The sequence below is a fragment of the Bacillus sp. VA13 genome (assembly GCF_055710085.1).
Genome location: NZ_JBVQPP010000004.1, coordinates 154,185 through 166,392, shown reverse-complemented (window position 1 = coordinate 166,392; position 12,208 = coordinate 154,185). Strand labels below are relative to the sequence as shown.

The following is a 12,208-nucleotide window of genomic DNA, read 5'->3' as shown; positions in this document are numbered from 1 at the left end:
GTTTATCCAAAGAACGTGTGAGGTACACAACAAATAGACATGAAAACAAAGGAGGAGAATCATCATGGCCAATTATCCAAAAGAACTGCCGGCCCAAACCCAAAATCGCCAACCGGGAATTGAAAGCGAAATGAATCCAAGTCCGGTGTATGAGTATGAGGATTATAAAGGAGCGGACAAATTAAAAGGAAAAGTAGCGCTCATTACGGGCGGCGACAGCGGGATCGGACGCGCGGTATCCGTTGCATACGCAAAGGAAGGCGCTGACATCGCCATTGTGTATAAGGATGAGCATGGGGACGCCGAAGAGACGAAGAAGCGTGTAGAACAAGAAGGCGTAAAATGCCTGCTGATCGCTGGTGACGTAGGTGAAGAGGAATTCTGCAATGAAGCGGTTGAAAAAACGGTCAAGGAACTAGGCGGCCTTGACATCCTTGTAAATAATGCCGGTGAACAGCATCCGAAGGAAAGCATCAAAGATATTACAAGCGAACAGCTTCACCGCACATTCAAAACAAACTTTTATTCTCAATTTTATTTGACTAAAAAAGCAATTGATTACCTGAAACCGGGCAGCGCGATTATCAACACGACATCTATCAACCCGTATCGCGGGAACCCGACGCTGATTGATTATACAGCGACAAAAGGCGCAATCAATGCCTTTACCAGAACAATGGCGCAGGCGCTTGTGAAAGACGGCATCCGCGTAAACGCAGTCGCGCCAGGACCAATCTGGACACCATTAATCCCGTCTACGTTCTCTGAAGATAAAGTTGCTCAATTTGGGCAAAATACGCCGATGGGCCGTCCGGGTCAGCCTGTTGAGCACGTCGGCTGTTATGTGCTGCTGGCTTCAGATGAGTCATCTTACATGACAGGCCAGACGCTGCATGTCAACGGCGGAGACTTTGTAACGACGTAAGAGGGAGTGAGACATATGGACATCACGAAAGAGGAAGTAAACGGCTATTATCAAAAAGCCGGTATTGTATTAACGGATGAGGAAGTAGACCAAATCCAGCTGATGGACTACGGCTTAGGAAAAGAAAGAAAAGTCGGGCTCCAGCTCTTTGTCTACGTCAATACGGACCGTTATTGCTCAAAGGAACTGGTGCTGTTTCCGGGACAGACTTGCCCGGAACACCGCCATCCGCCGGTCGACGGCCAGGAAGGCAAGCAGGAGACATTCCGTTGCCGCTACGGAAAAGTGTATCTTTACGTAGAAGGAGAAAAAACGCAGCTTCCAAAGGTTCTCCCTCCGCAGGAGGATAGAGAACACTATACGGTCTGGCACGAAATTGAACTTGAACCGGGCGGACAATATACCATTCCGCCAAACACAAAGCATTGGTTCCAGGCCGGGGAGGAAGGTGCCGTGGTGACGGAAATGTCTTCGACGAGCACAGATCAACATGATATCTTTACCGATCCAAGAATATAAGGATGAGGCGTAACAGCCCATCCTTTTTTGTGTTGAAAAAAAGGGAATCATCGTTATAATGGGTAAAAAAGGAAAGAGGGCGAGGGAATGTTCACCTGCAAGGTAAATGAGCACATCACCATTCGATTATTGGAGCCAAAGGATGCGGAGCGGCTGGCCGAACTCATTATCCAAAATCAGCAGCGGCTCGGCCAGTGGCTGTTTTTTGCGGAAAATCCAAGCAGTGCTGAAACGTACAGAGAAACGATCATTCCAGATTGGCGGCGGGAGTATGCCGACCTGAACAGCATCGAAGCGGGGCTCCTTTTTGACGGCAGCCTATGCGGCATGATCGGTCTGCATAACCTTGATCAAGTGAATCGAAAAGGGGAAATCGGATACTGGATTGCCAAAGAATATGAGGGCAAAGGCATCGTTACCGCCGCCTGCCGAACACTCATCACGTACGCTTTTGAAGAGCTTGGACTGAATCGCGTTGCTCTCTGTGCTGCTGTAGGGAATCAGAAAAGCAGAGCGGTCCCGGAGCGGCTTGGCTTTCAAGAGGAAGGAAAGGCACGGGACGGCTTATTCGTTAATGGCAGGTATCATGACCTTGTCTATTACAGCTTGCTGAAGCGTGAATGGAAAGGATCAAAATAAAGCGCGCATTTTTTTGTTTAAATCTTCCCCGGATGTGGAAAAGTAACAGCGGAGACGTTAAAAAGGAGTGATTCAAGATGAATCAGCAAGACATTAAACAAAAAGTGCTGGATGTTCTAGATCACCATAAAGTAGGCTCGCTCGCAACGGTTCAAAAAGGCAAGCCGCATTCCCGCTACATGACTTTTTTCCATGACGGGCTGACGATCTACACACCGACAAGCAAGGAAACTCATAAAGCGGAAGAAATTGAGAACAACCCCAATGTCCACATTTTATTAGGCTATGATTGTGAAGGCTTTGGCGACGCGTATGTTGAGGTTTCCGGGAAAGCCAAAATCAACAATTCGGCAGAACTGAAGGACAAAATATGGAGTTCCAAATTAGAGCGCTGGTTTGACGGTAAGGATGATCCGAATCTGGTGATTCTTGAAATTGAACCGGAGGATATCAGATTAATGAATGCCGGAGAGAAAACACCGGTCTCACTCGAACTATAAAAAATTTGTGTTTTCAGGGGCGATATGTTATCATGAATAGCTAGTAAGAAAAATAAGCAAATAAAAAAGAAAGTAAACTTCTTTTTTCTGTTTTGAGAGAGAAGCTTACCGCTTCCCCAAGCAGCATAACCAGCTGCCCTTATTCTTTTCCTTCATAACAAATCGCCCCTAACGATGAGATGGAAAAAAGACTTTTTTGTTTTACAATTCACACCGGCGCGGCTTCGGAGCCGCAGTGACGATTGAGAGGTAGGGCTTTCGTTGTCTTGTGTTCAAGAAATTTCCATGGTGTTTACTTTCCAGAATGATTCTTCGGAACAATGCTTTATGAATCTAACCCGCCCGACTTGGCGGATGATATAATCTTTATTTGCGTATAGAAAAGAATAAGACAAACCGCTCGGCGTACGCCGGCGGTTTTTTTATTGTTAAAAAACACATCGCACTGAAACCTCTTTGTCTCCTTTCGAGTCTTATCTCTAGGATGAAATTGGAGGAAGAATAACGTGCATGTCATGACAACACAAGTACTTTTTATTTTCTGTTTTTTATTACTGATTCACTCGATAGAAACCTTAGCTTACGCCACAAGGCTTTCCGGGGCCCGCGTGGGATTTATTGCGTCCGCGCTTTCCCTTTTTAATGTCATGGTCATCGTGTCCAGAATGTCGAACATGGTGCAGCAGCCCTTTACCGGACATTTAATTGATGATGCGGGAAAAAACGCACTGGCGATTGTAGGCGAACAGTTCCGCTTCTTGATTTTCGGATCGACAGTCGGCACCATCCTGGGCATTACCCTGCTCCCGTCTTTTGTCGCTCTTTTTTCACGGGCGATTATTCACTTGGCGAGCGGCGGCGGCTCCGTTTTTCAAGTGTTTCGAAAGGGGTTCTCAAAACAAGGATTCAAAAATGCCCTTTCCTATGTGCGTCTGCCGTCTCTTTCATATGTAAAGGGATTTCACATCCGCTTGATTCCGAAGCGTTTGTTTGTCATCAACATGCTGATCACATCGATTTATACGATTGGCGTGCTTTCAGCTTTGTACGCAGGCCTTCTGGCGCCGGAGCGCAGCACGACAGCCGTCATGGCATCGGGCTTGATCAACGGAATTGCGACCATGCTGCTGGCGATTTTTGTTGATCCTAAGGTATCCGTTCTTGCCGATGATGTGGCAAAAGGAAAACGAAGCTATACGTATTTAAAATGGACCTCTGTCACAATGGTCACATCAAGGGTGGCAGGCACTCTTCTCGCCCAGCTGATGTTTATTCCGGGCGCCTACTATATCGCGTGGCTGACAAAGTGGTTTTGATAAGAAAGGCTGGATCATAAAGATCCAGCCTTTTTCGCGCTTACTTATTTATTTTCCGTAATCCGCGGTCGTACAAAAAGTTTCCGAATGGGACAAAAGCGGCGATGAAGCCGGCGGCTGACCATTTCAGCGACCATTTGACTGAGAAGGTTGCATACGCCAAGACAAGCAAATACAAAATGAACAACCCGCCGTGAACCGAACCGACAATTGTCACCGCAAGCGGAAGGCCTGCCCAATATTTAAGCGGCATGGCGATGAACAGCAGGATTAAGAGTGACATTCCTTCAATAAAACCCATCGTGCGAAGTCTTCCGATCGGCGTTTGCAGCATAAATCGCCCTCCTTGTGGACACGTTTTCATTCTATACTATAAACAATCCAGAGGGCGCATATGACAGCTTTCAGAAAATGTTCGGAAAACATTCATTTTTAAATACTATTTCTAGGGGACTGTACTTGTCATTTACAAAAATACCCGAGATAATGTGTACAAAATCATAAAAGAAGGATGTTGAAATGAAACTTGACCAGATTGATCTGAATATCATTGAGGAGCTGAAGAAGGACAGCCGTTTGTCAATGAGGGAATTAGGCAGGAAAATTAAGCTGTCGCCGCCATCTGTGACAGAACGGGTGAGGCAGCTTGAATCGTTCGGGATCATTAAGCAATACACGCTGGAGGTCGATCAGAAAAAGCTGGGGCTTCCCGTTTCATGCATTGTGGAAGCAACCGTCAAAAACGCGGATTACGAGAGGTTCAAAAGCTATATTCAAACATTGCCGAATATCGAATTTTGCTACCGGATTGCGGGTGCAGCCTGCTATATGCTGAAAATCAACGCTGAAAGCCTCGAAGCGATAGAAGATTTCATTAACAAAACATCGCCCTACGCGCAGACCGTCACTCACATTATTTTCTCAGAAATTGACACGAAAAACGGGCGCAGTTAGAGAGAGCTTGTTCAAGTCTGTTATAATAAAAGGATGAGCGTGAAAGAAAGAGAAGTGATCAAGCATGTCAAAAACAGTTGTATTAGCTGAAAAACCTTCAGTCGGCCGGGATTTGGCCCGGGTGCTGAAGTGCCATAAAAAAGGAAACGGTTATCTCGAAGGCGATCAATATATTGTTACATGGGCTTTGGGCCATTTGGTGACACTTGCTGATCCGGAAGGCTACGGAAAAGAATTTCAATCATGGCGGCTGGAGGATCTGCCGATTATCCCAGAACCATTAAAGCTTGTTGTGATTAAGAAAACCGGAAAACAGTTCAATGCGGTCAAATCGCAGCTTACCCGTAAAGACGTCAATCAGATTGTCATCGCGACTGATGCAGGCCGGGAAGGGGAGCTTGTTGCGCGCTGGATCATTGAAAAAGCAAATGTCCGTAAGCCGATCAAGCGGCTGTGGATTTCATCTGTGACAGATAAAGCGATCAAAGAAGGCTTTCAAAAGCTGCGCAGCGGCAAAGAATATGAAAACCTGTATCATTCTGCCGTCGCCAGAGCGGAAGCGGATTGGATTGTGGGAATTAACGCGACCCGTGCACTCACCACAAAATTCAATGCCCAGCTATCATGCGGCCGTGTACAGACCCCAACGCTTGCTATGATTGCAAAGCGGGAGGCGGACATTCAAGCGTTTACGCCGGTTCCATATTACGGCATCCGCGCGGCGGTCGATGGCATGACGCTGACGTGGCAGGATAAAAAATCAAAACAGACGAGAACGTTCAATCAAGACGTAACTAGCCGTTTGCTAAAAGACCTCGAAGGAAAACAAGCGGTCATTGCTGAGCTGAAAAAAACAGCGAAAAAAAGCTTTGCACCTGCGCTTTATGATTTAACGGAGCTTCAGCGTGACGCCCACAAGCGCTTCGGATTTTCAGCCAAAGAAACGCTTTCTGTGCTGCAGAAGCTGTATGAGCAGCATAAGCTCGTCACATATCCGCGGACGGACTCAAGATTTTTATCCAGTGACATCGTCCCGACGTTAAAAGACCGTCTGGAAGGTATGGAAGTAAAACCGTATGCCCAATATGTCAGCCAAATTAAAAAACGCGGCATCAAATCTCATAAAGGCTACGTCAATGATGCGAAGGTATCAGACCACCACGCAATTATCCCGACCGAAGAGCCGCTCGTTCTCAGCAGTCTGAGTGATAAAGAACGGAAGCTGTATGACCTGATTGCGAAACGTTTCCTTGCTGTATTAATGCCGGCATTTGAATATGAGGAAACAAAGGTCATCGCTGAAATCGGCGGAGAAACCTTTACGGCGAAAGGCAAAACCGTGCAGTCACAAGGGTGGAAAGCCGTTTATGACATGGCGGATGAGGATGATGAGCAGGAGGATGACAGAGATCAGACACTCCCTGCCCTTCAAAAAGGCGATGCTCTTACCGTCCGCATGTTAACTGAAACAAACGGCCAAACGAAGCCGCCTGCCCGCTTTAACGAAGGGACCCTGCTGTCAGCGATGGAAAACCCAAGCGCCTTTATGCAGGGAGAAGAAAAAGGCCTCGTCAAAACGCTTGGAGAAACAGGCGGCCTCGGCACGGTGGCAACACGTGCCGACATTATTGAAAAACTGTTCAACAGCTTTTTAATAGAGAAAAAAGACAAAGATATTTTTATCACTTCTAAAGGAAAACAGCTCCTGCAGCTTGTTCCGGAGGATCTGAAATCACCGGCCTTAACGGCAGAATGGGAGCAAAAGCTGTCTGCGATCGCCGCCGGCAAATTAAAATCATCTGTCTTTATTAAAGACATGAAGGCTTATGCTAACCAAACGGTAAAAGAAATCAAAAACAGCAGCCAAACCTTCAGACACGACAACGTCACGGGAACGGCATGTCCGGAATGCGGCAAAATGATGCTGAAGGTAAACGGCAAACGCGGCACGATGCTCGTGTGCCAAGACCGTGAATGCGGAAGCAGAAAAACGATTGCCCGAAAAACAAACGCGCGCTGCCCGAACTGCCATAAAAAAATGGAGCTTCGCGGCCAAGGCGAGGGCCAGACCTTCGCGTGTGTCTGCGGGCACCGTGAGAAGCTTTCCGTATTTGAAAAACGAAAAAACAAAGACAAAGGGCGCGCTTCCAAACGGGACGTTTCCTCTTATATGAAAAAACAAAATAATAAAGAAGAGCCGATTAACAACGCGCTGGCAGAACAGCTGAAGAAACTCGGTTTGGATAAATAATAGAAAAACCTGTGCATATCGCACAGGTTTTTCTATTGGACTTAGGTCCCGTTTTTTTATTGATCAAAAAGGAAAAAAAAAAGCTAGCAATCTGCATTTTTTTCTTTTATAGTAAATGTACTTTGTAACATGGCAGTCATATTTTCGTCTATATATATTTGTGAGCGTCTGATTCGTTTCGGGCGACAAAGGGGGATTTGCCTGTGAGGCATCTGTTAATTGCTGTCATCTTATTCTTCTTATCTATCGGACTTTCCGCAGGGTGTGTTGAAGCTGGAAACAAGACCCAAAATCAGTCAACAGCAGAAATGAACACCAGCCCGCTCCAGCCGGCAGAGTATTTCATCTATCACAATCTAATGAATGACCAAGGGTTAATCAAAACCGATTTTTCAGAACAGCCTTCGTATCTATCAGAATCTCTTGGCCTGTGGATGGAGTTTTTGGTCAGCAAAAATGATGCCCCGCATTTCCAGGATCAATATCAGCATCTGACGGATTCATTTCTGCTGAGCAATCACTTGGTAACGTGGAAGATCCAAAACGGCCAAGCGAGCGGGACGAATGCGCTGATAGATGATATGAGAATTATGCTGTCTCTTGACCAAGCTGCCGCAAAATGGGGCCGCAGCGACTACGCGCAAACGGCCCGGGATATCGGCACGGCTTTGAAGACATACAATATGAACAACGGATTATTTACAGACTTTTACGACTCACAGGCCGCTTCAAAGGATGTGACGATTTCATACGTCATGCCTGATGCATTAGCTGTCTTAAAGAAGAATGGAATCATAGATGAAGAAACGGAACAGCGGAATGCCAATGTTCTCTATTCAGCTCCTTTAAAAAATGGCTTTTTGCCGAAAACATACAGCTCTGTCACGAAGGAATACACGTATGATAGTGAAATCAACCTGATTGATCAGCTGTACGCTGCTTGGCATTTGCCGGAAGGGAATGAAAATGCCGCTGTTTTAGCGGACTGGATCAAGCAGGAATTTCAGACAAACGGAAAGCTGTACGGACGATATTCGGCAGATACGAAGGAGCCTGCCGTCCAATATGAGTCGCCATCCGTATACGCATTAGCCGTATTATTTTTAACGAAACAGCATGAAGACAGCTCTGTCATCAAAGCCATATATGACAGAATGAGTGACTTTGAAATTCATGATCCGGTGAAATCGTATTATGGAGGCTATATGAGCGGCACTCAGACGCATTCTTTTGACAATCTGCTGCCGCTGTTAGCCGAAAGGAAGCTTTTTAATGAAAATATCATTCAATGAATCACAAAAATTATTTGCTTATTTTTCAGGGCTCATTGCAGCCCTGTCTCTGTTTATTTATTATGTGTCAGCCCAGCAATCGGAAGGCGCTCTGATCATTTGCATCACGTTTGTCGTCATCGCCGCAGGGATCTGGTTCGGCCCGATTTACGCGCTGGCAGTGACCTTAATCGTACTCTTTGTTCTCGGTACCTTAATGATGTTTTTCCAGACTGGACAGGCTGCGCTGTTTCCGGCTGAGGAAGGGCTGCGAATGCTTGTCGTGTGGGGAATTGCGCTTTTGCTGTTTTCTTTTATATCAGGAAGAATCCACGATATTGCAGCAGAGCTTCGGCGATCAGTTACACGGCTTCAATCCGAAATCAAAAGCTTTGTCGCTGTGGACAGAGTGACCGGATTTGATAACAAGCAGAGGATGAAGCTGGAACTTTCAGAGGAAATCAAGCGGGCGGAGCGCTACGGCAATTCTTTCGTGTTTTTGCTGCTGCATATGCATTATTTCAAAGAGTTTAAGTCTTTGTACGGTGAAAAAGAAACAGACCGTCTCTTCCAATATGTCAGTCAGCAAATCAGGTCAAGCGTCAGGGAAACGGATAAGAAATTCCGCCCCTCTGACGAGCGTATCGGGATCGTGCTGACGCACACGCCAGCTGAACATATGCCGGCCGTCCTGACAAAGCTGAAAAAACAATTAGACACGTATCAGCTGGAAAATGGAAAGTATGTGTCGCTCACGTTCCACGTCTGCTACTTGCCTTACCGTAAAGATATCAAAACAGCTGATCAATTTTTAGAAGAACTGGAAAACGAGATGATGATGAATGAATTATAAAGGAATCACGCTGCTCTGCGTCATAATGCTTCTGCTTTCGGCTATTGCATCTTTTCCCGTTTCCGGACAAGCGAAAGAGCCGGATGCCGGCATCCTCATCATCTATTCAACCTTGGACGGCAAAGAGTCGTCTCAAGTCAAAATGCTCGATTTGCTTGCGGGCCACTTTACATCCCATGTGACCGTCAAAAAAGATTCAGACGTGGAAGAGTCGGATTTCAAAGGCAAAGACCATGTGATTTATTACGGCCAAACGAAAAGAAAGCTCAGCAAAAAATTAGTATCTCTTATCAGCAACGTAAAAAAACCTGTTGTCGCCATCGGCTATAACGCTGGCCAAATCAGCCAATTTTCCGGGCTTTCATTAGCCCGCAAAGAAAATGTGTACCAGGTCCACAGCAGGTCGGAAAAGGCCGAGGTATCTCTGGAGAGCGGGCTTAACGTGCTGAGCGTATCAGGCCTGAAAGGAAAGGCGCTTTATACCTTCAAAGCCGGTGACGGCAAAACGCATTCTTTTATATGGAAAACAAAAAAAGACAATGTGTACATTGGATTAACGAATTTGTTGAATGACAATTTGATCGTGGCGAAACAGCTCAGAGAAGTTTTCGGTGAGAAGGCGGGGGCGACGTTATTGTATTTGCGTCTCGAGGATATCAGCCCGATGTCTGATGAAAAATTGCTGCTTCAAGCCGGTACATATCTGCATAAGAGGCATGTTCCTTTTATCCTGGCAGTGATTCCCGTTTACTTGAATCCGGAAACAGGCGACAAAGTGTATTTGTCTGATAAACCGAAGATGGTCCAGGTGCTGAAAAAGCTGCAAAGCATGGGCGGCAGTATCATTGTTCACGGCTATACACACGCCTATCGCTACAGTGAAACAGGAGAGGGCTTTGAATTTTGGGATGCAAAGGCGGATCAGCCGATTACATCTGGAAATGCCGAAGACACCCCATCCATTTTGGAAAAAGAGCAGGACTTTCCGAACGAACACGCCTATAACAGCTATCTAAAACCATTTCGTGAAAAGGAAGAAACGTATACAAAGCAAAAACTGACGCGCGCTATTGAGGATTTGACATCATCGGGTCTCTACCCGCTTGCATTTGAAGCCCCGCATTACACGATGTCCGAATATGGCTATCAGATCGCCTCGCAGTATTTTACAAGCATATTCGGCCAGGTTCAGCTCAGCAGCACAACGTGGAAAACATCCGGTGCACCCCCGTTTGTGAGTGCTCCTTCGATGTTGCACGGCATGACGCTGTATCCGGAAACGATCGGCTTTGTCGATACATCTAAGCAAAACCCGCTCGGCGATATGGAGGAGCACATCTCCCAGATGATTGATTTTGAAGGTGGAGTAGCCGGAGGATTTTATCACCCGTATCTCGGGATGAAATATCTGCCGGAGCTGGTTGATCAAATGGAACGCATTCCAGACAGTGAATGGCTTGATTTAAAGAAAACGAAACAAACCGTCAAAACAGACAAAGTGGAAATCCATACAAGCGGTGACGGAACGATTCAGGTGAAAAACGGCGTAAGCGCCATTGACGAGTTTTTCGATCATCATCGGCAAACCCCTCTGGAAAAGGCGTTATGGATTCTCTCCGCAATCGTGCTCTTATTTGTCGTCATGTTTGTCAGTTATACATTTTACTTGAGAGCCACATTGAAAAAACGAATTTTTAAGGAGAGAAGAAGCCTTGGGTAATACGCTGTTTTTTATCTCGCTAAGTTTAATATGGGTTATGCTTCTCTACCACATGTTTCTCATGCAGGGCGGATTTCGCCACTATATGACCTTCGAACGGGACATCCCGAAGTGGAGAGAAAACATGAAGGAGCTGCCAAAGGTTAGTGTTCTCATCCCGGCGCATAACGAAGAGGTTGTGATTCGGCAGACGCTGAAGGCGATGGTCAACCTTTATTATCCGAAGGACCGTCTGGAGATTATCGTCGTTAATGACAATTCATCAGACCGGACGGGTGATATCGTCAATGAATTTTCCGAGAAATACGATTTCATCAAAATGGTGATTACGAAGCCGCCAAACGCAGGAAAAGGCAAATCCTCTGCACTTAACTCTGGTTTTGCCGAATCAAACGGCGATGTGATCTGTGTATATGACGCCGACAACACGCCTGAGAAAATGGCCGTGTACTACCTTGTGCTCGGCCTGATGAATGACGAAAAGGCAGGCGCCGTGGTTGGGAAATTCCGCGTCATCAATGCGGCAAAGACGCTGCTGACGAAGTTTATTAATATCGAAACGATCTGTTTTCAATGGATGGCCCAGGGAGGCAGATGGAAGTGGTTCAAAATCGCCACTATCCCAGGCACCAACTTCGCGATCCGCAGAAGCATTATCGAAAAGCTCGGGGGCTGGGATGACAAAGCGCTTGCTGAGGATACCGAGCTGACGATCCGGGTGTATAACCTTGGCTACCACATCCGCTTTTTCCCTGCCGCCATCACTTGGGAGCAGGAGCCGGAAACGTGGAAGGTGTGGTGGCGCCAGCGCACCAGATGGGCGCGCGGCAATCAATATGTTGTGCTGAAATTTTTGGCGCAGTTTTTCAAGCTGAAACGAAAACGGATTATCTTTGATTTGTTTTATTTTTTCTTTACGTACTTTCTGTTTTTCTTTGGCGTGATCATGTCAAATACGATATTTGTAGTGAATCTGTTTTATGATTTGCATTTGTCGGTCGGTTTTTTGGCAATGATTCTCTGGATTTTGGCGTTCTTCTTATTTATGACAGAGGTCATGATTACGTTGAGCATTGAAAAAACAGAAATGAACAGGCAAAACTTTTTTATCGTATTTCTCATGTACTTTACATACTCGCAGGCATGGATTGTGCTGGTCATCTATTCTTTATTCGTAGAAATCAAGCACCGTTTATTCAAGCAGGAGGTCAAATGGTACAAAACAGAACGATACAATCAACATAAAAGCGGGTGACCTTT

At 46.1% G+C, this 12,208-nt stretch carries 12 protein-coding genes; 11 read left to right on the top strand and 1 reads right to left on the bottom strand.

Translation table 11 applies throughout. The features are described from left to right. Positions 1–64: 64 nt before the first annotated feature. From AC0C66_RS16215 to amj, 5 genes are all read left to right on the top strand, one after another. Positions 65–925 (top strand): SDR family oxidoreductase, encoded by an 861-nt coding sequence (locus AC0C66_RS16215; protein ID WP_014112690.1) that lies wholly within the window; start codon positions 65–67, stop codon positions 923–925. Between the two features lie 15 nt (positions 926–940). Then, entirely contained in the window at positions 941–1,444 is a 504-nt protein-coding gene (gene lyxE / locus AC0C66_RS16210) for a D-lyxose ketol-isomerase (RefSeq protein ID WP_079288478.1), read from the top strand. Between the two features lie 87 nt (positions 1,445–1,531). Then, the gene (locus tag AC0C66_RS16205) at positions 1,532–2,083 is read left to right on the top strand and encodes a GNAT family N-acetyltransferase (RefSeq protein WP_014112692.1); all 552 of its coding nucleotides are present in this window, start codon (positions 1,532–1,534) and stop codon (positions 2,081–2,083) included. A gap of 77 nt (positions 2,084–2,160) precedes the next feature. Beyond that, entirely contained in the window at positions 2,161–2,583 is a 423-nt protein-coding gene (locus tag AC0C66_RS16200) for a pyridoxamine 5'-phosphate oxidase family protein (protein WP_061186218.1), read from the top strand. Positions 2,584–3,089: 506 nt separating this feature from the next. Continuing rightward, positions 3,090–3,899 (top strand): lipid II flippase Amj, encoded by an 810-nt coding sequence (gene amj / locus AC0C66_RS16195; protein ID WP_461845826.1) that lies wholly within the window; start codon positions 3,090–3,092, stop codon positions 3,897–3,899. A gap of 40 nt (positions 3,900–3,939) precedes the next feature. Here the strand turns inward: amj and AC0C66_RS16190 are convergent, their stop codons facing one another. Continuing rightward, positions 3,940–4,233 (bottom strand): DUF3817 domain-containing protein, encoded by a 294-nt coding sequence (locus AC0C66_RS16190; protein WP_072565758.1) that lies wholly within the window; start codon positions 4,231–4,233, stop codon positions 3,940–3,942. 185 nt (positions 4,234–4,418) lie between these two features. Between AC0C66_RS16190 and lrpC the strand changes: the two genes are divergently transcribed. From lrpC to AC0C66_RS16160, 6 genes are all read left to right on the top strand, one after another. Next, positions 4,419–4,853 carry a transcriptional regulator LrpC gene (lrpC, locus tag AC0C66_RS16185; RefSeq protein WP_072181712.1) on the top strand — a complete coding sequence of 145 codons (435 nt, stop codon included), beginning with the start codon at positions 4,419–4,421 and terminating at the stop codon, positions 4,851–4,853. Between the two features lie 64 nt (positions 4,854–4,917). After that, complete coding sequence (locus AC0C66_RS16180) at positions 4,918–7,104, top strand: DNA topoisomerase III (protein WP_014112696.1); 2,187 nt, start codon at positions 4,918–4,920, stop codon at positions 7,102–7,104. A 203-nt stretch (positions 7,105–7,307) separates the two neighbouring features. Beyond that, complete coding sequence (locus AC0C66_RS16175; protein WP_072565759.1) at positions 7,308–8,396, top strand: glycosyl hydrolase family 8; 1,089 nt, start codon at positions 7,308–7,310, stop codon at positions 8,394–8,396. Continuing rightward, a complete protein-coding gene (epsK, locus tag AC0C66_RS16170) occupies positions 8,377–9,228 on the top strand; it encodes a cyclic-di-GMP receptor EpsK (protein ID WP_072181709.1) in 852 nt (283 codons plus the stop codon). The genes AC0C66_RS16175 and epsK overlap by 20 nt, the downstream gene beginning before the upstream one ends. Positions 9,229–9,238: 10 nt before the next feature. Next, entirely contained in the window at positions 9,239–10,948 is a 1,710-nt protein-coding gene (locus tag AC0C66_RS16165; protein WP_472973647.1) for a DUF2334 domain-containing protein, read from the top strand. Continuing rightward, positions 10,941–12,203 carry a glycosyltransferase family 2 protein gene (locus AC0C66_RS16160; protein WP_014112700.1) on the top strand — a complete coding sequence of 421 codons (1,263 nt, stop codon included), beginning with the start codon at positions 10,941–10,943 and terminating at the stop codon, positions 12,201–12,203. The genes AC0C66_RS16165 and AC0C66_RS16160 overlap by 8 nt, the downstream gene beginning before the upstream one ends. Positions 12,204–12,208 lie beyond the last annotated feature (5 nt).

Excerpts from the sequence above, each read along its gene's own strand:
- AC0C66_RS16215 (WP_014112690.1), top strand. The coding sequence starts at position 65 with ATGGCCAATTATCCAAAAGAACTGCCGGCCCAAACCCAAAATCGCCAA.
- epsK (WP_072181709.1), top strand. The coding sequence starts at position 8,377 with ATGAAAATATCATTCAATGAATCACAAAAATTATTTGCTTATTTTTCA.
- AC0C66_RS16205 (WP_014112692.1), top strand. The coding sequence starts at position 1,532 with ATGTTCACCTGCAAGGTAAATGAGCACATCACCATTCGATTATTGGAG.
- AC0C66_RS16180 (WP_014112696.1), top strand. The coding sequence starts at position 4,918 with ATGTCAAAAACAGTTGTATTAGCTGAAAAACCTTCAGTCGGCCGGGAT.
- lrpC (WP_072181712.1), top strand. The coding sequence starts at position 4,419 with ATGAAACTTGACCAGATTGATCTGAATATCATTGAGGAGCTGAAGAAG.
- AC0C66_RS16190 (WP_072565758.1), bottom strand. The coding sequence starts at position 4,233 with ATGCTGCAAACGCCGATCGGAAGACTTCGCACGATGGGTTTTATTGAA.
- AC0C66_RS16200 (WP_061186218.1), top strand. The coding sequence starts at position 2,161 with ATGAATCAGCAAGACATTAAACAAAAAGTGCTGGATGTTCTAGATCAC.
- lyxE (WP_079288478.1), top strand. The coding sequence starts at position 941 with ATGGACATCACGAAAGAGGAAGTAAACGGCTATTATCAAAAAGCCGGT.